The sequence below is a fragment of the Kitasatospora sp. NPDC008050 genome (assembly GCF_042957465.1).
Classification (GTDB): domain Bacteria; phylum Actinomycetota; class Actinomycetes; order Streptomycetales; family Streptomycetaceae; genus Kitasatospora.
The window spans coordinates 448,529-470,619 of sequence record NZ_JBIBIJ010000002.1 but is presented as its reverse complement, the minus strand read 5'-3'; the positions used below and the strand labels follow the sequence as shown (position 1 = coordinate 470,619).

The 22,091-nt window shown below is 72.3% G+C and carries 22 protein-coding genes and 2 pseudogenes; 12 read left to right on the top strand and 12 right to left on the bottom strand.

Annotated elements, in window-relative coordinates:
• Positions 1-276 precede the first annotated feature (276 nt).
• Together ACFZB9_RS05590 and ACFZB9_RS05585 are read right to left on the bottom strand one after the other, a co-directional pair.
• Entirely contained in the window at positions 277-1,599 is a 1,323-nt protein-coding gene (locus ACFZB9_RS05590) for a DUF4190 domain-containing protein (protein WP_391443861.1), read from the bottom strand.
• 86 nt (positions 1,600-1,685) lie between these two features.
• Entirely contained in the window at positions 1,686-2,498 is an 813-nt protein-coding gene (locus tag ACFZB9_RS05585; RefSeq protein ID WP_391443860.1) for a methyltransferase domain-containing protein, read from the bottom strand.
• Positions 2,499-2,644: 146 nt separating this feature from the next.
• Between ACFZB9_RS05585 and ACFZB9_RS05580 the strand changes: the two genes are divergently transcribed.
• From ACFZB9_RS05580 to ACFZB9_RS05565, 4 genes and pseudogenes are all read left to right on the top strand, one after another.
• On the top strand, positions 2,645-3,226 hold the full coding sequence (locus ACFZB9_RS05580; protein ID WP_391443858.1) for a pyridoxamine 5'-phosphate oxidase family protein: 582 nt from the start codon (positions 2,645-2,647) through the stop codon (positions 3,224-3,226).
• A 68-nt stretch (positions 3,227-3,294) separates the two neighbouring features.
• Positions 3,295-4,427, top strand: a pseudogene (locus ACFZB9_RS05575) (dihydrofolate reductase family protein).
• Positions 4,428-4,503: 76 nt separating this feature from the next.
• Entirely contained in the window at positions 4,504-5,166 is a 663-nt protein-coding gene (locus tag ACFZB9_RS05570; RefSeq protein WP_391443856.1) for an HAD-IA family hydrolase, read from the top strand.
• Between the two features lie 104 nt (positions 5,167-5,270).
• Positions 5,271-5,414: pseudogene (locus ACFZB9_RS05565) on the top strand (Txe/YoeB family addiction module toxin); the annotation flags it as partial.
• Positions 5,415-5,514: 100 nt separating this feature from the next.
• On the opposite strand, the gene ychF reads toward ACFZB9_RS05565, so the two are convergent.
• Positions 5,515-6,588, bottom strand: coding sequence for a redox-regulated ATPase YchF (ychF, locus tag ACFZB9_RS05560; RefSeq protein WP_391443854.1), 1,074 nt, complete (start codon positions 6,586-6,588; stop codon positions 5,515-5,517).
• Positions 6,589-6,726: 138 nt separating this feature from the next.
• Here ychF and ACFZB9_RS05555 point away from each other — a divergent pair, with 138 nt between their 5' ends.
• Positions 6,727-7,329 (top strand): DUF6542 domain-containing protein, encoded by a 603-nt coding sequence (locus ACFZB9_RS05555; protein WP_391443852.1) that lies wholly within the window; start codon positions 6,727-6,729, stop codon positions 7,327-7,329.
• A 45-nt stretch (positions 7,330-7,374) separates the two neighbouring features.
• On the opposite strand, the gene ppgK is transcribed toward ACFZB9_RS05555, so the two are convergent.
• Both ppgK and ACFZB9_RS05545 read right to left on the bottom strand, forming a co-directional pair.
• Positions 7,375-8,136 carry a polyphosphate--glucose phosphotransferase gene (ppgK, locus tag ACFZB9_RS05550; RefSeq protein ID WP_391443850.1) on the bottom strand — a complete coding sequence of 254 codons (762 nt, stop codon included), beginning with the start codon at positions 8,134-8,136 and terminating at the stop codon, positions 7,375-7,377.
• 151 nt (positions 8,137-8,287) lie between these two features.
• Entirely contained in the window at positions 8,288-9,262 is a 975-nt protein-coding gene (locus tag ACFZB9_RS05545; protein ID WP_391443848.1) for a 4-hydroxy-3-methylbut-2-enyl diphosphate reductase, read from the bottom strand.
• A 97-nt stretch (positions 9,263-9,359) separates the two neighbouring features.
• Here ACFZB9_RS05545 and ACFZB9_RS05540 point away from each other — a divergent pair, with 97 nt between their 5' ends.
• Positions 9,360-10,697: an APC family permease gene (locus ACFZB9_RS05540; RefSeq protein WP_391443847.1), complete on the top strand. Its 1,338-nt coding sequence runs from the start codon at positions 9,360-9,362 to the stop codon at positions 10,695-10,697.
• A gap of 125 nt (positions 10,698-10,822) precedes the next feature.
• Complete coding sequence (gene xseA / locus ACFZB9_RS05535; protein ID WP_391443844.1) at positions 10,823-12,037, top strand: exodeoxyribonuclease VII large subunit; 1,215 nt, start codon at positions 10,823-10,825, stop codon at positions 12,035-12,037.
• Positions 12,038-12,051: 14 nt separating this feature from the next.
• Here xseA and ACFZB9_RS05530 read toward each other — a convergent pair whose 3' ends face one another.
• Positions 12,052-12,552 (bottom strand): GNAT family N-acetyltransferase, encoded by a 501-nt coding sequence (locus ACFZB9_RS05530; protein ID WP_391443842.1) that lies wholly within the window; start codon positions 12,550-12,552, stop codon positions 12,052-12,054.
• A gap of 101 nt (positions 12,553-12,653) precedes the next feature.
• Between ACFZB9_RS05530 and ACFZB9_RS05525 the strand changes: the two genes are divergently transcribed.
• Both ACFZB9_RS05525 and ACFZB9_RS05520 read left to right on the top strand, forming a co-directional pair.
• The gene (locus ACFZB9_RS05525) at positions 12,654-12,920 is read left to right on the top strand and encodes an exodeoxyribonuclease VII small subunit (RefSeq protein WP_391443840.1); all 267 of its coding nucleotides are present in this window, start codon (positions 12,654-12,656) and stop codon (positions 12,918-12,920) included.
• 102 nt (positions 12,921-13,022) lie between these two features.
• Positions 13,023-13,631 (top strand): malonic semialdehyde reductase, encoded by a 609-nt coding sequence (locus tag ACFZB9_RS05520; protein ID WP_391443838.1) that lies wholly within the window; start codon positions 13,023-13,025, stop codon positions 13,629-13,631.
• A gap of 66 nt (positions 13,632-13,697) precedes the next feature.
• Here the strand turns inward: ACFZB9_RS05520 and ACFZB9_RS05515 are convergent, their stop codons facing one another.
• Together ACFZB9_RS05515 and ACFZB9_RS05510 are read right to left on the bottom strand one after the other, a co-directional pair.
• The gene (locus ACFZB9_RS05515; RefSeq protein WP_391443836.1) at positions 13,698-15,164 is read right to left on the bottom strand and encodes a transposase; all 1,467 of its coding nucleotides are present in this window, start codon (positions 15,162-15,164) and stop codon (positions 13,698-13,700) included.
• A 149-nt stretch (positions 15,165-15,313) separates the two neighbouring features.
• On the bottom strand, positions 15,314-15,856 hold the full coding sequence (locus ACFZB9_RS05510) for a DUF4245 domain-containing protein (RefSeq protein ID WP_391443835.1): 543 nt from the start codon (positions 15,854-15,856) through the stop codon (positions 15,314-15,316).
• Positions 15,857-16,053: 197 nt separating this feature from the next.
• On the opposite strand from ACFZB9_RS05510, the gene glpX reads away from it, so the two are divergent.
• Positions 16,054-17,094, top strand: a complete 1,041-nt coding sequence (glpX, locus tag ACFZB9_RS05505; RefSeq protein ID WP_391443834.1) for a class II fructose-bisphosphatase — start codon at positions 16,054-16,056, stop codon at positions 17,092-17,094.
• Between the two features lie 102 nt (positions 17,095-17,196).
• On the opposite strand, the gene ACFZB9_RS05500 is transcribed toward glpX, so the two are convergent.
• Together ACFZB9_RS05500 and ACFZB9_RS05495 are read right to left on the bottom strand one after the other, a co-directional pair.
• Positions 17,197-17,571 (bottom strand): WhiB family transcriptional regulator, encoded by a 375-nt coding sequence (locus ACFZB9_RS05500; RefSeq protein ID WP_391444289.1) that lies wholly within the window; start codon positions 17,569-17,571, stop codon positions 17,197-17,199.
• Positions 17,572-17,921: 350 nt separating this feature from the next.
• Positions 17,922-18,635 (bottom strand): DUF1707 domain-containing protein, encoded by a 714-nt coding sequence (locus ACFZB9_RS05495; RefSeq protein ID WP_391443832.1) that lies wholly within the window; start codon positions 18,633-18,635, stop codon positions 17,922-17,924.
• Positions 18,636-18,843: 208 nt separating this feature from the next.
• Between ACFZB9_RS05495 and ACFZB9_RS05490 the strand changes: the two genes are divergently transcribed.
• Positions 18,844-20,505: a fumarate hydratase gene (locus ACFZB9_RS05490; RefSeq protein ID WP_391443830.1), complete on the top strand. Its 1,662-nt coding sequence runs from the start codon at positions 18,844-18,846 to the stop codon at positions 20,503-20,505.
• Positions 20,506-20,550: 45 nt separating this feature from the next.
• Here ACFZB9_RS05490 and ACFZB9_RS05485 read toward each other — a convergent pair whose 3' ends face one another.
• Positions 20,551-20,874, bottom strand: coding sequence for a nuclear transport factor 2 family protein (locus ACFZB9_RS05485; protein WP_391443829.1), 324 nt, complete (start codon positions 20,872-20,874; stop codon positions 20,551-20,553).
• Positions 20,875-21,082: 208 nt separating this feature from the next.
• Between ACFZB9_RS05485 and ACFZB9_RS05480 the strand changes: the two genes are divergently transcribed.
• Positions 21,083-21,583, top strand: coding sequence for a hypothetical protein (locus ACFZB9_RS05480; RefSeq protein ID WP_391443827.1), 501 nt, complete (start codon positions 21,083-21,085; stop codon positions 21,581-21,583).
• A gap of 125 nt (positions 21,584-21,708) precedes the next feature.
• On the opposite strand, the gene ACFZB9_RS05475 is transcribed toward ACFZB9_RS05480, so the two are convergent.
• Positions 21,709-21,927, bottom strand: coding sequence for a hypothetical protein (locus ACFZB9_RS05475; protein ID WP_391443825.1), 219 nt, complete (start codon positions 21,925-21,927; stop codon positions 21,709-21,711).
• Between the last annotated feature and the right edge of the window lie 164 nt (positions 21,928-22,091).

Genomic DNA, 22,091 nt, shown 5'->3' with positions numbered 1-22,091 from the left:
ATGGCCGCGTCAAACCGCCCCCGCCCGATGGGCGAGTGCAGCACCGACGGCGGCCGTGGCACCGCGGTCCGCCCGGATCTCTCCGGCGCGGCCGCCTCACGGACGACTATCGCAAGGGTGGACCGGCTCCCGCGTCGGCGCAAGGTCCTGGCTGTCTCGTTCCGGGTCGGGGGCCGGCCCGCCGTGCGGCCGTGGCCGCCACCCCGCCCCGGCGCCCGCCGACCTCGCCGGGTTCCGCTGCCCGTACCGAGTGAGGTCCGGGCCGTTGAGCAGGCGTCAGACGCTCTGCGGGACGTCGTCGCCGCGCGGCGAACCACCGCCCTGGGTCGGCGGGTTGAGCCAGGACTCGTCGGTGGAGAGCTGGAGCAGCTGCCGGACCGCCTTCTGCTGGTCGTAGCCGCGGTGCTGGTCGGCCTGCGCGATCGCGCGCACCAGGTCGCCCGCCCCGGTGGAGTCGGCGGCCTGCCGCAGGGCCGGGATCCGCTGCCGCAGCTCGGCCAGCTGCGCGTTGAGCGCGGTGCGGACGGCGGGGTCCCAGCTGCCCGCGTCCAGTGCGGCGCTCTGCGTGCGCAGCACGGTGGCCAGCTCGCCGGCCCAGTCGCGGTAGCCGTCCGGGTCGTCCGCGGCCGAGCCGCTCGGGCGGTGGCTCGCGGCCTCGTCGATGGCGTCCATCGCCTTCAGATAGCCGAGCTGGGCCGCGGTGGCGTTGCTCGCGTCCTTGCGGACCGAGCCGGTGTGCTGGTCGTCCGGGTCGGTGAGGAAGCAGGTGGCCTTCCGGTCCCCGGTGGCCCAGGAGTCCTGCTCCGGATAGAAGTAGTGCACCACCATGCCGTCCGGGACGGCCCAGTCGTCCATCGCGTAGTTCTGCGCCTGCTGGTCGCAGACCGTGCCGATCTGGCGCTTGCGCTCGTCCGCGTCCGGGTAGGCCTGGCCGGTGAGCAGCGTGTGGCCGACCACCTCGCCGTCGTGCGCGGTGTCGCAGGACACCCGGTCCACCAGGCCGCCGGAGGTCCGGTTGAAGCAGGTGCCGATCGCCAGGCCGTCGGCCGAGCTGCCGCCGGCGGCGGTGATCGAGCCGCCGACGTTGTGCACGAGGGTGGCGGTCGTCGCCACGCCCAGGGTGCCCAGCAGGCCGAGGCCGGAGAGCACCAGGCCGCTCACGGCCAGGCCGGTGCCGCGCTGGTGGCGCTTGCGGATCTGGACCAGGCCGGTGATCCCGAAGGCGATCCCGAGCGGCCACAGGAAGCAGGTCAGCGCGGTGACCAGGGCGGCGATGGCGAAGCCGTTCAGGCCGGCGCGCGGTTGCGGGTAGGGGGCCGGGCCCCAGTAGCCGCCGTACGGGAGGTGCGCACCGTACGGGGGCTGAGCGTAGGGCCCCGGGGCGGACGGGTGGGGCGGGTGCGGCGGGTGGCTCGCGGCGGACGGCGGAGCGTAGGGGTTGAACGCGGGCGGGGCCTCGGAAGGAGCGGCGTCGGCGGGCGGGGCATCGGCGGGCGGGGCATCAGTGGGCTGGGCGTCGGCGGGCGGGGCGTCGGCCGGTCGCTTGGTGAGCGACACGGCCTCCTCCCGCTCCGCGTCCTGCTTGTGCTCTGCCGTCATCAGGCCCTTGCCCCCCTGCCCGCCCCTGCGTGCACCAGTTCGATGGAATGCGCGGACTCTAACCGACCGGGGCGCCGACCGGCCGATCAGCCTCGGGCCAGCACCTCGCCGTGCAGCACGGCGAACCAGCCGTCCGGCTCCACCGTCCAGCGCTGCCAGCCCTCGGCGATCGCGGCCAACTCGGCGGCGTCCGCCAGGCCGTGCTCCAGCGCGGTGGCCGCCAGACCGGAGCCGCGCACCCGCTCCGCCCAGGACCCGCCCCACCACAGCCGCTCACCGGGTGTGGTGAAGGTCCAGCTGGAGCTGCTCGCCGTCACCTCGGTGAACCCGGCCGCGCGCGCCCAGGCCAGCAGCCGGCGCCCGGCGTCCGGCTCGCCGCCGTTGGCCCGGGCCGTGCTCCGGTACAGCTCCAGCCAGGCGGTCAGCTCGGGCAGCTCGGGGTACCAGGTCATGGCCGCGTAGTCGGCGTCCCGGGCGGCCAGCACCCCGCCCGGTGCCAGCACCCGGCGCAGCTCGCGCAGCACCGCCACCGGGTCGGCCACGTGCTGCAGCGTCTGATGGGCGTGGATGACGTCGAACTCGCCGTCGGTGTAGTTCAGTTGATGCGCGTCGCCGACCTCGAAGACGACGTTGTCCAGGCCCCGGCCGGCGACATGGGCGGCGGCTTGCGCCAGTACCTCGGGCGAGGTGTCCACGGCCACCACCCGCCCGGTGGGGCCGACCAGCTCGGCCAGGTCGGCGGTGATCGTGCCGGGGCCGCAGCCGACGTCCAGCAGCGCCTGCCCGGCCCGCAGCTCGGGCAGCAGATAGGCGGCCGAGTTGGCCGCGGTGCGGCTGCGGTGCGAGCGCAGCACCGCCTCCTGATGGCCGTGCGTGTAGACGCTCTGATGCTCTGTCATGACTGGTCCCCTCCATGGCTGACTTGGCCTTCACCGACGGTTCGAGCTTAGCCAGCGTCTCATCTGGCAAGAAGATCCGTCTCGTCATACGAGACTCCGGAAAAAACCCCTTCCCGGCCCCGAGCGGCCGGGCGAATAATCGAGCCATGGGAAAGAGCTACGACCGAATCGACGGCAGGCTCCGTACGTTCATCGAGGCCCAGCCGATCTTCTTCACCGCCACCGCCCCGCTCGCCGGGGACGGCCATGTGAACCTCTCGCCCAAGGGCCGGATCGGCACCCTGGCGGTCCTGGACGAGCTGACCCTGGCCTACCTGGATTTCGGCGGCAGCCACGCGGAGACCATCGCGCACCTGCGCGAGAACGGGCGGATCACGCTGATGTGGTGCGCCTTCACCGGCCCGCCCACCGTGGTGCGGGTGCACGGCCGGGGCGAGCCGGTCTTCCGCGACGACCCGCGCTTCGCCGGGCTGCTGACCCACTTCGCACCCGAGGCGGACGGGGCGGGCCTGCGGGCGATCGTGCTGGTGCGGGCGGAACGGATCAGCGACTCCTGCGGGTTCGCGGTGCCGTTCCTGGAGTACCGCGAGGAACGCTCGCTGCACGCCGACCACTTCGGGCGCAAGAGCGAGCAGGAGTTCGCCGACTACTGCGCCGGCAAGGAGTACGTCGGGGTGAGCGTGGACGGTCTGCCCGGCCTGCCGCTCCCGCTGCCACCCCGCCCGTAACCCCTTCCCCGCCTCTGCCCGCCCCCGTCCGTCACCGCGGGGATCCGCGGCACCGTACGGTTGAGGGCATGCCCAACCGCCCGTACGTGCTGCTCAGCGCCGCGATGTCGATCGACGGCTACCTGGACGACGCCTCCCCCGAGCGGCTGCTGCTCTCCAACGCGGCCGACTTCGACCGGGTGGACGAGCTGCGCGCCGACTGCGACGCCATCCTGGTCGGCTCCACCACGCTGCGCCGCGACAACCCGCGCCTGCTGGTCAACGACCCCGACCGGCAGGCGGCCCGGGTGGCCACCGGGCGAGGAGCCCACCCGCTCAAGGTGACCCTGAGCGCGCGCGGCGACCTCTCGCCCGGGCTGCGGTTCTGGCACACCGGCGAGGACCGGCTGGTGTACACCACCGACCAGGCCGCCGAGCGGCTGCGCGGCACGCTGGACGGACTGGCGGAGGTGGTCGCGCTCGGACCGCGGGTCGACCTCGGCACACTGCTCGACGACCTCGGCCGGCGCGGGGTGGCCCGGCTGCTGGTGGAGGGCGGCGGCTCGGTGCACACCCAGTTCCTGGCCGAGGGCCTGGCCGACGAGCTGCAGCTGGCCGTCGCGCCGCTGCTGGTCGGGCAGGCGGCCGCGCCCCGCTTCGTCAACCCGGCCGCGTTCCCCGGCGGGAGCACTCGGCGGCTGCGGCTGCTGGCGGCCCACGCCGTCGGCGACGTCGTGCTGCTCCGATACGCCCCCAAGGAGTCCACCCCGTGACCGACCGGACCGATCTCGACTTCCTCACCCGCGCCATCGAGCTGTCCCGGCGGTGCCCGCCCTCGGCCGGCGCCTTCTCGGTCGGCGCGGTGATCGTCGGTGCCGACGGCGAGGTGCTCGCCGAGGGCCACAGCCGCGAGGGGGACCCGGTGGTGCACGCCGAGGAGTCCGCGCTCGGCAAGCTGGCCCCCGGCGACCCGCGGCTGCGCGAGGCCACCCTCTACAGCTCGCTGGAGCCGTGCAGCCGCCGCGCCTCGCGCCCGCACCCCTGCGCCGACCTGGTGATCGCCGCCGGGATCCCCCGGGTGGTGCTGGCCTGGCGCGAACCCGACCTGTTCGTCACCGGTTGCGAGGGCGTGGACCGGCTCACCGCCGCCGGGGTGCGGGTGACCGAGCTGACCGAGCTGGCGGCCGAGGCCCGGGCGGTCAACGCGCACCTGCTCGGCTGAAGCCCCCGAAGCCGCTGAGTCGCCGATTCTTTTGTATCATCGGGGAACATAATCTCCCGCACCCCGAGGAGCCGGCATGTCCGCCGCCACCGAGCTGTCCGTCCGCGCCCTGCTGCTCGACATGGACGGGACGCTGGTCAACTCCGACGCCGTCGTGGAGCGCTGCTGGCGGGCCTGGGCGGAGCGCCACGGGCTGGACGCGGACGCCGCGATGCGCGTGGTGCACGGCCGCCAGGGCCACCTGAGCATGGCGATCCTGCTGCCGGACCGCCCGATGGAGGAGAACCTGGCCGAGAACCGGATCATGCTCGCCGAGGAGACCGCGGACACCGACGGCGTGGTCGAGATCCCCGGCGCCGCCGCCTTCCTGGCTGCCCTGGCCCGCCACCCGCACGCCCTGGTCACCTCCGCCGACCTGGCGCTCGCCGGCGCCCGGATGACGGCCGCCGGCCTGCCGATGCCCGAGCTCGCCATCACCGCGGAGTCGGTCGGCGCCAGCAAGCCCGACCCCGAGGGCTTCCTCAAGGCCGCCGCCGCACTGGGCATCGACCCCGCGGACTGCCTGGTCTTCGAGGACTCGCAGGCCGGCATCGAGGCCGCCCGGGCCGCAGGCATGCGGGTCGTCGGCGTCGGTCCGCGCGCCGCCGTGCACGCCCCGACCGCGCACGTGGACACCCTGGAGCAGATCCGACTCGTCCCCGGCCCCGACGCCACCCTCCTGGTCCAGGTCACCGCCTGACCGCAGACCGGGCCCACGCCCACCTCGCCACCCTGCGCGCCCACACCCCGCCCACCCTGCTGACGGCCAGCCGGAACCCAGCCAACCGGCCACACGGGCGTCCTGCTGGAGCTGCTCGGCCCGAGCTGCTCAAGCACGGTTTCCAGGGCTACTGGTCGCGGCGCATCAATGACGAGCACCGCCTCAGCTACAAGGTCACCGACGACTCGGTCCTGATCGCCCAGTGCCGCTACCACTACGAGGGCTGACCCGGCGGAGTCATCACAAGCGCGCTGCCCGGCCCACCGAAGCGGGCCGGGCAGCATGACCGACGGCTGACAGGTCGGCTAACGCAGAGCGTGCAGACCGTCACACATTGAAACGGAACTCGACCACGTCGCCGTCCTGCATGACGTAGTCCTTGCCCTCGATGCGGGACTTGCCCTTGGCGCGGGCCTCGGGGATGGAGCCGCACTCGACCAGGTCGTCGAAGGAGACGATCTCGGCCTTGATGAAGCCCTTCTGGAAGTCGGTGTGGATGACGCCGGCCGCCTCGGGGGCGGTGGCGCCCTTCTTGATGGTCCAGGCACGCACCTCCTTGGGGCCGGCGGTGAGGTAGGTCTGCAGGCCCAGGGTGTCGAAGCCGACGCGGCCGAGGGTGGCCATGCCGGGCTCCTCCTGACCCATGGACTGGAGGAGTTCGAGGGCGTCGGCGTCGTCCATGCCGATCAGCTCGGACTCGATCTTGGCGTTCAGGAAGATCGCCTCGGCGGGGGCGACCAGGGCACGCAGGCCGTCCTTGAAGTCCTCGTCGGTCAGCTCGTCCTCGTCGACGTTGAAGACGTAGAGGAAGGGCTTGGTGGTGAGCAGGTGCAGCTCACGGACCGAGGAGGCGTCGAAGCCGGCCTCGAAGAGGGTCTTGCCGGACTCCAGGACCTGCTGGGCGGCCTCGGCGGCGGCCAGCATGGCGGCCGACTCCTTCTTGAGGCGGGCCTCCTTCTGCAGGCGCGGCAGCACCTTCTCGACCGACTGCAGGTCGGCCAGGATCAGCTCGGTGTTGATGGTCTCGATGTCGTCCTTGGGCGAGACCTTGCCGTCCACGTGGACCACGTCGGGGTCGTTGAAAGCGCGGATGACCTGGCAGATCGCGTCCGACTCACGGATGTTGGCGAGGAACTTGTTGCCCAGGCCCTCGCCCACCGAGGCGCCGCGGACGATGCCGGCGATGTCCACGAAGTCGACGGTGGCGGGCAGGATCCGCTCCGACTTGAAGATCTCGGCGAGCTTGGCCAGCCGGGCGTCGGGGACGCCGACCACGCCGACGTTCGGCTCGATGGTGGCGAACGGGTAATTGGCCGCCAGGACGTCGTTCTTGGTCAGGGCGTTGAACAGAGTCGACTTGCCGACGTTCGGCAGGCCGACGATTCCGATCGTGAGCGACATGAAGCGAGATCCCGTGGGCTTGGAGGACGTGGTGCGGCACCGTACGGGCCGACCGCCCAGTCTAACGGGGCAGGACACGCAGCAGGTCTTGAGGCTTCATTACCCAAGGTGATGTAAATCGGACCGTACGTTGGGCATGTGGAGCAGAGCATCCGAACCCAGCCGCCCGGGCCCCGACCCCGACCGCCAGCCGGCGGCAGGTCGCGCGAGGCCGCCGTTCCGGGGCCCGCCGCGCCCCGCGATGCCGTCACCGCACGGCCGACCAGACTCCGCCCCGCCTCCGGTGGGCCCGCTCCGCTGATCCGCCTGCGGCAACGGCTGGGCCGGAGCGGCTCCGGTGGCGAGTCGGTCAAACGGCCCGGGCCACCCACCCGGCTGACCGCGATCGGCACCGGCCTGCTCTCCGTGCTCGGCACCCTCGCCTTCGGGCTGCTCGACCACCTGCTCTTCGGCGGCCTCGGGGTGTTGTTCGGGCTCGGGTTCCTGCTGGTCTGCTTCCAGAGCGCGGTGCGGGTGCGGCTCGCCGACCTGCCGGCCGCGCCGATCAGCGGGCCGATCGCCTTCGCGCTGGCGATCGGGCTGCTCGGGCCCGCGCCGCTGCCCGGGGTGATCGGTCAACTGCTGGCGCTCTGCGCCGGGCTTGCGCAGCGGGCGGGGTGGCTGTTCGCCGGGACGGGGCTGGCCGCCATGATCGTCGGCGCGCGGTTCGTCGCCCAGCGCCGGATCCGCCGCAGCCGCTGAGGGACCAGCGAGGTCAGCGGGATCACCCGAGGGCCTGACGGTGCGTCAGCGTCCGGGCCCGGCCGCGGCCATCGCGGCGCCGACGATGCCCGCGTCGTTGCGCAGTCCGGCCGGCACCACCGTGGCCGCCCGCTTGCTGAGCAGCGGCAGGAATTTCTCGTGCTTGCGGCTGACGCCGCCGCCGATGATCACCAGCTGTGGTGAGAAGAGCCGCTCCACCAGATCCAGGTACTCGTCCACCCGGACCGCCCACTCCGCCCAGCTCAGCTCGTGCCGCTCGCGCGCGGCGGCCGAGGCCCGGTGCTCGGCGTCCTTGCCGCGCAGCTCCAGGTGGCCCAGTTCGGTGTTCGGCACCAGCCTGCCGTCCATGAAGAGCGCGCTGCCGATCCCGGTGCCGAAGGTCAGCACCAGCACCACGCCCTCCCGGTCGCGGCCCGCGCCGTGCGCCATCTCGGCCAGCCCGGCGGCGTCCGCGTCGTTGAGCAGGGTGGCGGGCAGGTCGAGCGACTCGCGGAACAGGCCCTCGGCGTCCAGGTCGACCCAGCCCTGGTCCACGTTGGCGGCGGTGCGGGTGTGCCCGCCGACCACCACGCCGGGGAAGGTCAGGCCGATCGGGCCGCGGTAGCCGAAGTGGTCGACCACCTCGCGCACCGCGGCGACCACCGCCTCGGGCGCGGCGGGGTGCGGGGTGAGCACCTTGAACCGCGGTTCGGTCAGCTCGCCGCGTTTCACGTCCACCGGGGCGCCCTTGATCCCGGTGCCGCCGATGTCCACGCCGAACAGTACGGATGTCTCGGGTGCCGTCACGTCGCGCCTCCTGGGGACACAAGCCGGGCGGGATCGGGGCCGGGCTGTCCCCGTCGGGACGAGGTGCCCGGCCTCACCGTACGACCGTACGAGAGATGGCGCCCGAAAGCAGCCGGGGCGCTGCCACGGCGTCAGGTCGCCGGGGCAGCGGTCAGAGCTTGCCCGCCGCCTCGGCGCGCAGGTCGCGGCGCAGCTCCTTGGGCAGCGAGAAGGTGAGCGTCTCCTCGGCCGTGCGGACCGTCTGGACGTCCGCGAAGCCGCGCTCGGCCAGCCAGCCGAGCACGCCCTGGACCAGGATCTCCGGCACCGAGGCGCCGCTGGTCAGGCTCACCGTGGTGACGCCGGTCAGCCAGGCCTCGTCCAGTTCCTCGGCGAAGTCCACCAGGTGCGCGGCCTTGGCGCCGTACTCCAGGCCGACCTCGACCAGGCGCACCGAGTTGGAGGAGTTCTTGGAGCCGACCACGATCAGCAGGTCGGTCTCGGGGGCGATCTGCTTGACCACCACCTGGCGGTTCTGGGTGGCGTAGCAGATGTCGTCGCTGGGCGGGGAGACCAGCAGCGGGAAGCGCTTCTTCAGCTCGCCGACGGTGGCCATGGTCTCGTCCACCGAGAGGGTGGTCTGGGAGAGCCAGACGACCTTGGACTCGTCGCGCACCTGGACGTTTGCGACGTCCTCGGGGCCGTCCACCAGGTGGATCCGCTCCGGGGCCTCGCCCATGGTGCCGACCACCTCCTCGTGGCCCTCGTGGCCGACGAGCAGGATGTCGTAATCCTCGTCGGCGAACCGGACGGCCTCCTTGTGGACCTTGGTCACCAGGGGGCAGGTGGCGTCGATGGTGGCGAGCTTGCCGGTCTTCGCCTCATCGTGCACCGAGGGGGCCACGCCGTGCGCGGAGAAGACCACGATCGAGCCCTCGGGCACCTCCTCCGTCTCGTCGACGAAGATCGCGCCCTGCTTCTCCAGGGTCTGCACGACGTACTTGTTGTGGACGATCTGCTTGCGGACGTAGATCGGCGCCCCGTACTGCTCCAGGGCCTTCTCCACGGCGATGACGGCGCGGTCGACGCCCGCGCAGTAGCCCCGGGGGGCGGCGAGCAGGACGCGGCGCGAAGCGGTGGTCGACATGGCACCTATCGTACGGGCGGCTCACCGGGCCGGTGTGCCGCGCCGACAAGCCGGGCCCTGCGGGTCGGGGCCGGCGTTCAGTGATCAAATCTGAGGAATGAGCGAGCGAGACGAACCGGGTGGCCTGCGGCGCAGCCTGGGCCTGCGCGATCTGGTGGTCTACGGGCTGCTCTTCATCGCGCCGATGGCACCGGTCGGGGTCTTCGGGGTGCTGGACGCCAAGAGCCACGGCGCGGTGGCGGTGGTCTACCTGGCGGCCACGATCGCGATGGGCTTCACCGCCTTCTCGTACGCGCAGATGGTGCGCGCGGTGCCGCGCGCCGGCTCGGTCTTCGCCTACGCCCGGGCCGGGCTGGGCGAGGGGCCCGGCTTCGTCGCGGGCTGGATGGCGATGCTCGACTACCTGCTGATCCCGGCGGTGGCCTACCTCTTCTCGGGCATCGCACTGCACTCCCTGGCCCCGGGCGTGTCGCGGTGGGTGTGGACCGTGCTGGCCGTGCTGGTCACCACCGCGCTCAACCTGGCCGGGGTGCGCACGGCCGCCGTGGTGGGCTTCGTGGTGCTGGCGATGGAGATCGCGGTGCTGGCGGTCTTCGTGGTGGCGGCGCTGGTGGTGCTGGTCAGGGACGGGGCCGCGCGGCCGGTGCTCTCGCCGCTGACCGGGATCGGCGGCTTCCAGCCGGGCGCCGTGCTGAGCGCGGTGAGCGTGGCGGTGCTCTCCTACCTGGGCTTCGACGCGATCGCCTCGTTCGTGGAGGAGGCGGTGGGCGCGTCGGCGGCGGTGGCCCGGGCGGTGCTGCTCTGCCTGGTGCTGGCCGGGGTGCTCTTCGTCGTGCAGACCTATCTGGCCGCGCTGCTGGAGCCGCTCACCCCCGAGCAGCTGGCCGCGCTCCCGGCCGCGCAGGGCTCGGCCTTCTACGACACGGTGCAGAGTGCGGTCGGCGGCTGGCTGCACACGCTGGTCGCGGTGAGCAAGGCGATCGGCGCCGCCTTCGCCGCGCTGGCCGGGCAGGCCGCGGCCGGCCGGCTGCTCTTCGCGATGGCCCGCGAGGGGCGCCTGCCGCGCCGGCTCTCGGTGGTGGACCCGGGCTCGGGCGTGCCGCGCCGGGCGCTGCTGGTCGCGGCGGTGGTGACGCTGGCGGCGGCGGGCTGGGCGGCGGGGCGCGACGACGGGCTCGACCAGCTGACCTCGGTGGTGGACATCGGCGCGCTGACCGCGTTCGCGCTGCTGCACGCCTCGGTGATCGGCTGGTACACCGTCCGCAACGGCTCCCGGGACCGGCTGCGGCATCTGCTGGCGCCGGTGCTGGGCATCGCGGTGATCGTCGCGGTGGTCTGGCAGGCCACGCACACCGCGCAGCTGGTCGGGGCGGTGTGGCTGGCGGCGGGGCTGCTGGTGCTGCTGGCCCAGCGGGGGCGCGGGGCGCGTGCCTGAGACCGGCCGGCACCGGACGGGCGGCGCAGGACGAGCGGCACCGGACGAGCGGCACCGGACGGGCGGCGCAGGACGAGCGGCGCAGGACGAGCGGCGCTGTCGGCCGCCCGCGCTAGCCTCGGTCCATGGCCAACAGCAGCTCCCCCGAAGCCCCGCTCCCGGTCGGCAAGGTCTCGCAGCTGATCGGCGGCTGGGTCGACCGGCTGGGTGCGGTCTGGGTGGAGGGCCAGATCACCCAGCTCAGCCGGCGCACCGGCATGCAGTTCCTGACGCTGCGTGATGTCGAGCACGACGTCTCACTCGTCGTCACCTGCTTCCGCTCGGTGCTCGAACCGCTCGCCGATACCCTGCACGAGGGCTCCCGGGTGCTGGTGTACGCCAAGCCCGAGTGGTACACGGCGCGCGGCACCCTCTCGCTGCGGGCCACCGAGATCCGTCCGGTCGGGCTCGGCGAGCTGCTGGCCCGGCTGGAGCAGCTCAAGCGCAGGCTGGCCGACGAGGGCCTGTTCGCCAGCGAGCGCAAGCGGCCGCTGCCGTTCCTGCCCGGCTGCGTCGGGCTGGTGACCGGCCGTGCCTCGGCTGCCGAGCGGGACGTGCTGGAGGTGGCCCGGCGGCGCTGGCCCGCGGTCCGCTTCGAGGTGCGCAACGTGCTGGTGCAGGGCCCGCAGGCGGCCGGCCAGGTGAGCGCGGCGGTGCGGGAGCTGGACGGCCACCCCGAGGTGGACGTGATCATCGTGGCCCGCGGCGGTGGCAGCGTGGAGGATCTGCTGCCCTTCTCCGACGAGGAACTGTGCCGCACCGTGGCGCAGGTCCGCACCCCGGTGGTGAGCGCGATCGGGCACGAGCCGGACCAGCCGCTGCTCGACTTCGTCGCCGACCTGCGGGCGGCCACCCCCACCGACGCGGCCAAACGGGTGGTCCCCGACGTGGGCGAGGAGCAGGCCCGGGTACGCCAGCTGCGCGACCGGGCCCGGCGGATGGTCACCGAGCTGGTGCGGCGCGAGGAGCACGGGCTGGCCACCGTGCGCACCCGGCCGGCGCTGGCCGCGCCGCACCGGCTGGTGGCCGAGCGGGGGCAGGAGCTGACGGCGCTGGTGGAGCGCGCCCGGCGGACGCTGGGCCACCGGCTGGACCGGGCCGAGTCGGACCTGGGCCACACGCTGGCCCGGGTGGTGGCGCTCTCCCCCGCCGCCACGCTGGAGCGCGGCTATGCGGTGCTGCAGCGGCCGGACGGGCAGGTGATCACCGATCCGGCGCTGCTCGCGGCCGGCGAGGAGCTGCACGCCCGGGTGGCGGGCGGCGGCTTCGGGGTGACGGTCGGCCGGCTCGACGAGGGCTAGGGCCGCGCCCGGCCCTAGGTGTACTGCGGGCGGGTGCGGGAGAGCGGCACCGAGTGCTCGGCGAAGCCGAGGCTGCGGTAGAGCTGCTCGCCGCCCTCGGTCGCGTGCAGGTCGATCCGGGTCACCCGCTGTTCGTCGAACCAGGCCAGCAGCGCCTCGGTGCAGGCCCGGGCGTAACCGCGGCGGCGGTGCGCCGGGTCGGTGCAGATGTTGAAGACGAAGCCGAAGCGGCCCTCGGGGTGGCCGGGCGCCGGCAGCCGTTGCTCCAGGGTGCCGACCGCGCAGGCGGCGAGCCGGCCGGGGGCTGTGGCGTCGTCGACCACGAAGGCGGGCATGGTGGTGCTCCCCGGGTCGGCCAGCCGCTCGCGCAGCAGTGCCTCGGCCTGCCGCTCCCAGGGGCCGGGACGGGCCTGGCCCTGCATCGCCTCGAACATCAGCAGGCGCAGCCTGACCAGCTCCGGGGCGTCCTCGGGCCGGGCCTGTCGCACGGCGGTCGTCGAACCTGTGTCGCTCATGGCGACCGACCGTAGCGAGCGGGCCGGCGCGGGCGCAGCTGGTTTTGGCGGGCCGGATTCGTCGGGCTGGTTCTGTCGGGACCTGCCCCTACGCTGAGCCCATGGCCGACGAGGACACCGCAAGCAGCACGACACCCGATCAGCTGGGCTACGAGCAGGCCCGGGACGCCCTGATGGAGGTGGTGCGCCGGCTGGAGACCGGGGGCACCACCCTGGAGGAGTCGCTGGCCCTGTGGGAGCGCGGCGAGGAGCTGGCCAAGGTCTGCCAGCGCTGGCTGGACGGCGCCCGGGCCCGGCTGGAGGCCGTGCTGGCGGCCGAGCAGCAGGCGGACGGCGGCACGGACGGCGGCAAGGAGGGCGGAAAGTGAGGCAGATCACTCCCACTTGAGGAATGGTTGAAACTTCACCTAGGTTGGTTCGGGTGAGCGGCACTCGGCCGCCCGTACCGATCCAGCATGAGGTGCAGCATCATGACCACCGCCAACGAGTCGCTCGTTCTCGACGCCGCCGCCCAGGACCTGCTCTTCCGTGAGGCCCGCACCGCCAACACCTTCACCGACGAGCCGGTCGGCGACGAGCAGATCCAGGCCGTCTACGACCTGGTGAAGTACGCGCCCACCGCCTTCAACCAGCAGGCCCTGCGGGTTGTCCTGGTGCGCAGTGCCGAGGCCCGCGAGCGCCTGGTGGCGCAGATGTCCGACGGCAACAAGGCCAAGACCGCCGGTGCCCCGCTGGTCGCGATCCTGGCCGCCGACAACGAGTTCCACGAGGAGCTGCCGGCCCAGTTCCCGGCGTTCCCGCAGGCCAAGGACGTCTTCTTCAGCGAGCGCCCGGTGCGTGAGCACTCCGCGCGCTTCAACGCCGCGCTGCAGGTCGGCTACTTCATCATCGGTGTGCGCGCCGCCGGCCTGGCCGCGGGCCCGATGACCGGCTTCAACGCCGAGGGCATCAACAAGGAGTTCTTCGCCGACGGCGACCACTCGGTGCTGGCCGTGGTCAACATCGGCAAGCCGGGCGCCGACGCCTGGTACCCGCGCTCGCCGCGCCTGGCCTACGACGAGGTCGTCACCACCGTCTGAGCCACCGCGCCGCACCGCGTGATGCGAACGGTTGTGGGCCCGATCCCCTGAAGGGGACGCTGTTGGTTAATTCGGGCCCTGTTGCTTCGCCCCGTTGGCCGGTTGGTCGGCGGGGCGAAGTGCTGCGAAGTGGCTGGTTCGGGTCCGGGCTCGGGGTGTGTCGGTGAGGTGGGCGTCGATGCGGGCGAGGTTGATGGCAGCGCCGGTGAGCTGGTGCTGGAGGCTGGTCTTGGCCAGGCCCTTGTAGCGTGATCTGCGCAGGTCGCAGCGGTGGACGCCCTGGGAGATGGTGCCCTCGACTCCGGCGCGGATCTTGTAGCGGTTCTTCCACTCGTCGGTCTGCTGCTCGGTCCTGGCCTCTCGGAGGGCGTGATGTTCGTCGTGCCGCCGTAAGCGCAGTTCGCGTCGAGGGGCGGCTGGTGAGTTGATGCGTTCATCCCGGGCCGGGCAGGGACGGCAGTCGGTCGCGGAGAACCGCACCCGGATCACCGGCAGGCCTTGCTGGGAGAGCCGGTCGTTCCAAGTCATGCTGGCGTGCCCGCCGGGGCAGGTGACCTGCTTGCGGTCCCAGTCGATGGTGAAGGCGTCCTGGCCGTAGCCGTTGGTGCTGCCGGCCTGGGCGCTGGTGTTGCCCAGGACCGGGCCGTGCAGCGCGAGGCCGTGATCGGCGCGGGCCGCGACGATCTGGGCCGCGGTGGCATATCCGCTGTCCACCCAGTGCTCGCCGGGCAGGCAGTCGCGTGTGGCCGGTGCGGCGTGGACGACGGCGGCCATCCGGTCGTCGGGGACGGTGGCGAGGGTCGTGGCCACGTTCGTGATCAGGTTCGGGACGCCTTCCTCGCAGGTCTCGGTGAGGTGGACCTTGTAGCCGTCCCAGAAGGTGTCGCGCTTGACACTGCCACGTGCCTCGACGTCATGGGGCGTGACCAGGCGCATCGCGCCCGGCGGCCGGTCTTTTGGGTCCCGCCTGGCCACCTCGCCTTCGATCAGGTGGAACTGCTGGACCCACACCTGCCGCAAGACCTCCACCTGCGGTAGCGCCGGCACCTCACGCGGTGCATCGGGTGCGAAGACCGCCTGGAGCAGTCGCATGCCGTCCCTGCCGATCCGCAACCCCACCTCGTCGCGCTTGGCCCGGGCCTTGGGAAACCGGGAGTCCTCGGCCCGGGTGGCGTAATGGCGGAACCAGTCCGGCTCGGCGACACCAACCAGCCAGTCGGGGGCCGCCTGGGCCAGCGCGTTCAGCGCCGCACGCAGCGTCTCCGCCACCAGCTCAAGGCGACACAACTCCCGAGCCGCCGACAGCACATGAGTGGAGTCGGTTCGGGCCCGGCCAGCCGTCTTGAGCAGCCCCTTCTCCCGGGCGGCGACCAGGATGCCATCCAGCATCCGCCGGCCCGCATCCGCCGCGACCAGCCGGTCCCGGAACTCCGAGAGCACCCGGATCGCCAGGCTGCCTCTCGGGAACGCCGCCCGCGCCACCCGCACCGTCTCCGCCGGGATCTCTCGGGACCCCTTCGCCATCATGGACACCGACACCCTCCCCATACGACAACGTCGGCCTTCAAGACCACAACCGGGTCTTGAAGGCCGACGTCACGCACAGGCCCGAATTAACCAACAGCGTCCCCTTCAGGGGGTCGGGCCCACAGCCGTTCACGTCGGTGCCCAGGAGCCGGCCCCTAGGACTTGAGCGCCTGCGCCAGCTCGTCCAGCTCCTGGTAGGAGGCGCTGCCGGTGATCAGGGTGGTGGCCGAGCCGCTGGTCACGGTCAGGCCGCGGTAGCGGTCGCCCTGGTAGCGGGACCAGTCCTGCCCGGCGATGGCCGCGCTGCCGTCCGGCTCGTAGCCCGCGACCACGCTCTTGAGCAGGTCGAACTTCGGCTCGTTGCTCTGCTCCACCGCCGCGTACTTGCCGTCCGGCGTCACGAAGCCCAGGTGCCAGCCGGCGTGCCCGTCGGCGTCCGAGGGCTGGTAGGTCACCGAGGTCGCCCGCCACTTGTCCGACAGGCCCTCCGGGGCCGCGATCGGGTACGGCGCCGCACGCTTGGCCGAGGCCAGCGCGGCGCTGTAGTCCACCACGTGCACGGGGTCGCCGTCGGTGCTGTGCGGAATGGTGAGGTACGCCACCAGGGCGACGCCCATGACGGCCACCATCGACAGGATCATGTCCCGGACGGTCTGCCGCCCTCTGCTGCTTGCTGCCACCCCCACATGGTGACCCATCACCGCTCACGGGCCGACCACCGGGGTCCCTCCGGTGGCCGCAATCCGCCCATATCTCCGCAGAACCGCAGGTAGAGGGGACCCGCGCCACAGACAGTCATTCCATCCACAGATACGATCGGATGACCCTCATCGCAGCGCTCGACCAGACAGTAGTCGACCGCTGACTGGCCGTCGCGTACAGAGAGGTAACGACGATGACCACGCAGCACCCCTCCCACCTTCCGCGTTCGCTGGAGGTGGCCCCGGAGGCCCCGGACCGCAACCTGGCCCTGGAGCTCGTCCGGGTCACCGAAGCCGCGGCCATGGCCGCCGGCCGCTGGGTCGGCCGTGGCGACAAGAACGGCGCCGACGGCGCGGCCGTCAAGGCCATGCGCACACTCGTCTCGACCGTCTCGATGAACGGCGTAGTCGTCATCGGCGAGGGCGAGAAGGACGAAGCCCCGATGCTCTACAACGGCGAGCGGGTCGGCGACGGCACCGGCGCCGAGTGCGACGTGGCCGTGGACCCGGTGGACGGCACCACGCTGACCGCCAAGGGCATGGCCAACGCGGTCGCCGTCCTGGCGGTCGCCGACCGCGGCACCATGTTCGACCCGAGCGCCGTCTTCTACATGGACAAGCTCATCACCGGCCCCGAGGCCGCCGACTTCGTCGACATCACCGCCCCGCCGGCGGTGAACATCCGCCGGGTCGCCAAGGCCAAGGGCAGCTCGGTCGAGGATGTCACCGTGATGATCCTGGACCGCCCGCGCCACGAGAAACTGGCCCGCGAGATCCGCGAGACCGGCGCCCGGATCAAGTTCATCTCCGACGGCGACGTGGCCGGCGCGATCATGACCGCCCGCGAGGGCACCGGCGTCGACCTGCTGCTCGGCGTCGGCGGCACCCCCGAGGGCATCATCGCGGCCTGCGCGATGAAGTGCATGGGCGGTGTGATCCAGGGCCGGCTGTGGCCCAAGGACGAGGCCGAGAAGCGGCGGGCGCTGGACGCCGGCCACGACCTCGACCGGGTGCTGACCACCAACGACCTGGTCAGCGGCGAGAACGTGTTCTTCGTGGCCACCGGCATCACCGACGGCGAACTGCTGCGCGGGGTGCACTACCGCCACGAGACCGCCACCACCAGCTCGCTGGTGATGCGGTCGAAGAGCGGCACGATCCGCCAGATCGACTCCGTCCACAAGCTGTCCAAGCTGCGGGCGTACAGCGCGATCGACTTCGACCGGGCCAACTGAGGCTCCGGCGAGGCCGGTAGGAACGGCGCTGGGCGCGGCCCCCTTGGGGGTCGCGCCCAGCGCCGTTGTGCCACCGCGCGCCGCCGCCCGGCGACGGCGCGGTCAGCCGGCTATCCGGCCGGGCTCGGCCACCCGGCGCCGGGCGGCCCCGCGCTGCCCGGAGACCAGCTGGGCCTCGGCGCGCAGCTCGACGTCACGGCGCCGGCGCCGGGCCAGCACCACCCGCCGCTCGGCCGCCGTCAGCCCGCCCCACACGCCGTACGGCTCCGGCTGGGCCAGCGCGTGCTCACGGCAGGAGAGCAGCACCGGACAGCGGGCACAGACCTGCTTGGCGTGCTCCTCGCGGGCCAGCCGGGCGGCCGTGGGCTCCTTGGAGGGCGCGAAGAACAGGCCGGCCTCGTCCCGGCGGCAGGCCGCGCCGGTGTGCCAGGGGTTCTCCTCCGAGTGGTCGAGCCCCACCCCGGCGGGCGCACTCAGTGGGGCACCCCCGGACCCGCGCCGCTCGGTTGCGGCCCGGACGACATCGGTGGCGCTGGGCTCGATCTGGTGCAGCACGGCGAACTCCTGACACAGCTCGGGAAAGGCTCGCGACACTGCCCGGCTGCCGCCCTGAGTGCCGTACGACGCCGTCTGACCGCAGCCGTTCAAGAAAACGATGTGCCGGAGGAATTACCCCGCGCGCTCCCGGTTCATGCACACCGTGTTCGTCCGGCCACAGCCTGCACTCAGGTCAACAGGTCGTGCCGGGAAAGGAGTTGACGGAACGCCAGATTCCATCTGAGGTTCCGTCAGGCGATCGGGCGATGAGCTGCGCAAACCCGTGCCGGTCAGCTGTCCAGCTGCTTGCGCACCCATTCCTTGAGCTTCTTGCCCCGGCGCGGCTTGGCGTCGCAGCCACCGAAGAGTGCCATCCCCTTGACCCGGACCACCGGCGCGTACGGGTCGGGCGCGGTCTGCTCGCGCACGTCGAAGCCGCCGAAGATGCCGACCCCGCTGCCGATCAGCGTGACGTTCTCCGGCACCCGGATCGAGACGCCGCCGAACACGGCCGACACCTCGACCACCACCTCGGGGGCCTCGAAGACCGCATCCGTCATGTCCAGTTCCACGCCGCCGAAGACCGCCGTCGCGCGGATGTGCGAGCCGACCCGCCAGCGCCCCTTGCGGGTCGCGCCGCCGAAGACCGCCACCAGGCTGGCCGACTCCTCACGGGCCGGCGGCAGGGGCGCGGCGGCCGGTGCCGGGGCCGAGCGCGGGGTGTCGTCGGACAGCGGCCGGTGGGCCGGCAGGTCCCGGGTCAGCGGAGCCAGCTCGCCCAGCGTCTTGGCCTTCCAGGCCGCCTCGATCCGCTCGGCGTGCTCCTCGACGGTCAGCCGGCCCTCGGCGTAGGCATCGCGCAGCAGCTCGGCGATCCGCTCCCGGTCGGCGTCGGAGGCGCGCAGCTCGGCCTCGGTCACCGGGGTCTGGGACGCCGGCGCGGACTCGGACTTGCGCAGCGGGACGGGCTGGTCGGACGGCGCGGGTGACGGCGTATTCTCCACACCGCTCAGCCTAGGGGCTCCACCCGCCCCGAACGAGGGGTATCAGGGTCGTCTCCGGGTGCTCTTAGGGTCGGCGCCGGGGCCGACTCGGGGTCACGGACGTGACGCCGGTCACGCCGGCTCACCCGGGCGCGGCACCGCGCCCCGTGGGTTCTAACCTGGAAGGCGCTTCGCCGACGCAGCACCACCGATCCGTGAAGGACCTCGCATGGCATCCACGCCAGACTTCGCCTACTCCGACCTCCTCCCGCTCGGGGCCGATCCGACCCCGTACCGCAAGCTGACCTCCGAGGGCGTCAGCACCTTCGAGGCGGACGGGCGGCGCTTCCTGAAGGTCGAGCCGGAGGCCCTGCGGCTGCTCACCGCCGAGGCGATGCACGACATCTCGCACTACCTGCGCCCGGCGCACCTGGCCCAGCTGCGCCGGATCCTGGACGACCCGGAGGCGAGCCCGAACGACCGCTTCGTGGCGCTGGACCTGCTGAAGAACGTCAACATCTCGGCCGGCGGCATCCTGCCGATGTGCCAGGACACCGGCACCGCGATCGTGATGGGCAAGCGCGGCCAGAACGTGCTGACCGCCGGCCAGGACGAGGCAGCGATCGCCCGCGGCGTCTTCGACGCCTACACCGAGCTCAACCTGCGCTACTCGCAGATGGCCCCGCTGACCATGTGGGACGAGAAGAACACCGGCTCCAACCTGCCGGCCCAGATCGAGCTCTACGCGACCGACGGCGACGCGTACAAGTTCCTCTTCATGGCCAAGGGCGGCGGCAGCGCCAACAAGTCGTACCTGTACCAGGAGACCAAGGCGATTCTCAACGAGAAGAGCATGCTCTCCTTCCTGGAGCAGAAGATCCGCGGGCTCGGCACCGCCGCCTGCCCGCCCTACCACCTGGCCATCGTGGTCGGCGGCACCAGCGCCGAGTTCGCGCTGAAGACCGCCAAGTACGCCTCGGCGCACTACCTGGACGAGCTGCCGACCAGCGGCGACGCGGCCACCGGCCACGGCTTCCGGGACCTGGAGCTGGAGGCCAAGGTCTTCGAGCTGACCCAGAAGATCGGCATCGGCGCCCAGTTCGGCGGCAAGTACTTCTGCCACGACGTGCGCGTCATCCGGCTGCCGCGGCACGGCGCCTCGCTGCCGGTCGCGATGGCCGTCTCCTGCTCGGCCGACCGCCAGGCGCTCGGCAAGATCACGGCGGAGGGCGTCTTCCTGGAGCAGCTGGAGACCGACCCGGCCAAGTACCTGCCGGAGACCACCGACGAGCACCTGGACGACTCCGTGGTGCGGGTCGACCTCAACCAGCCGATGTCGGAGATCCGGGCCGAGCTGGCCAAGCACCCGGTCAAGACCCGGCTGTCGCTGACCGGCACCCTGGTCGTGGCGCGCGACATCGCGCACGCCAAGATCAAGGAGCGCCTGGACGCCGGCGAGGGCATGCCGCAGTACCTCAAGGACCACCCGGTCTACTACGCCGGCCCGGCCAAGACCCCCGAGGGCTACGCCTCCGGCTCCTTCGGCCCCACCACGGCGGGCCGGATGGACTCCTACGTGGACCAGTTCCAGGCGGCCGGCGGCTCGATGGTGATGCTGGCCAAGGGCAACCGCTCCAAGCAGGTCACCCAGGCCTGCGCCGCGCACGGCGGCTTCTACCTCGGTTCGATCGGCGGCCCCGCGGCCCGCCTCGCCCAGGACTGCATCAAGAAGGTCGAGGTCCTGGAGTACGCGGAGCTCGGCATGGAGGCGGTCTGGCGGATCGAGGTCGAGGACTTCCCCGCGTTCATCGTGGTGGACGACAAGGGCAACGACTTCTTCTCCGAGGTCACCGACGGCCCGCTGATCACCAGCATCCGGGTCCGCTCGTAGCTCTCGTGCGCACCGCCCCGCAGCGCTCGTCGCTGCGGGGCGGTGTCATGCCTGGCCGGTCTCGAAGTGGCTGACCTTGCCGTCCTCGACGGTGAAGCGCCAGGCGGTGCGCATCTCGCCCCAGGTCTCGTTGCGGAAGTTGGCGATCAGCGCCCGGCCGCCGTCCGACTCGGTCTGCACCTCCATGTGGCCGCGGCTGGAGAAGATCTCCTTGTCGATCCACTCGGCGAGGTCGCGGTCCGAGCCGTCGTCGGACATCGTGGCGCCCTCGGTGAGCAGCGCGAGGAAGGCGGCGCGGTCGCCCGCGTTGATCGCCGTCACGAGCGCGCGCACGGTCGGGTCGGAGAGCTTGGCGGGGGCGATGGTCATCGGAGGTGTCCTCACTGGTCGGGAGCCGGGGGCGGTACTCCCGCACTGTCGCACGCAGGATCGAGGGCGTTGGGCGCGAAAGGCCCGTCCCCACCTGGCTGTTCACCCGTACGGGGCACATGCGCCGCGTGCTGACAGCGGCAACGTGCTTCGCCTGCCGATGATGTGAGGACTCGTCACATACCTGGGACCTCAAGGATGGTGTCGCATGCTCCTGCGTTCCCCTGCCCGACCACGTCGGCGCCTGATGACCGCTGCCGCCGTACTCGTCCTCGGCCTGGCGCCGCTCACGGCCGCCACGGCCGCCGGCGCCGCGGCGCCGTCGAACTCCCGCCTTGAGGTCGTCCGGATGAACCCCGACCCGGTTCCGGCCGGCGGGCGGACCGTCGTGCACGGGTTCGTCGCCAACAACGGCCCCGACACCACCGCCAGCCCGATCACCATGACGATCCAGTTCCCCCTCGGGAGCTACGCCGCCGAGCCGTTCTTCCCCACGGACTGCCGGCCCGGCATGGGTGGGCACAGCGTCACGTGCGTCTTCCCGGCCGGTCTGCAGCCGGGGCAGTCGGCCACGGCGCTGATCCCGGCCGAGACCTATGCGAACACCCCCGCCGGGACCCTGCTGACGGGCGGGAAGGTGACGGTGACCAGCCCGGACGACCCGAACCCGACGGGCCACAGCCAGCCCTTCGAGATCCTGGTGCTCTGACCGTCCCGAATGACCGGCCCTGAACGTGACAGAGCCCCCGGAGGTTCCGGGGGCTCTGCGCGCGTAGCGTCGCAGGACAGCTATGCGATGTAATCAGGCCAAAGTCAGGGCTCGGATACAGCCCGTCAGTGCGTGGAGACGACCGAGCCGAGCGGCTGAACCGTACCGCCGTCGGCATCCTGGACGGACTTGGTCGCGGGAGTCGCCACCGGCGCCGCCGCACCGTTGCCGGACTCAACGTGCTGGTCGGCAGCCTGCTCCGTCGCCTGGATAGCGCTCGTCAGGGCGCTGTCCGCCTCATCGGCCTGCTCGGGGAGCGCGATCGGAGTGTTGTTATCGGCCATCGCCGAACCACCTCTCGGGGTGTCAGTACTGAACCGCCCCGGGCGGTCTGTCCGTGGCGTGGGGACAGTATCCTAGGGTCCGTTAAATGTCTTATAAACAGCCCTCCCGCTGAACAATCCGCCCGTTTTGCCCTTCCTGACCAGGCATTGCGGCCGGAGCATGG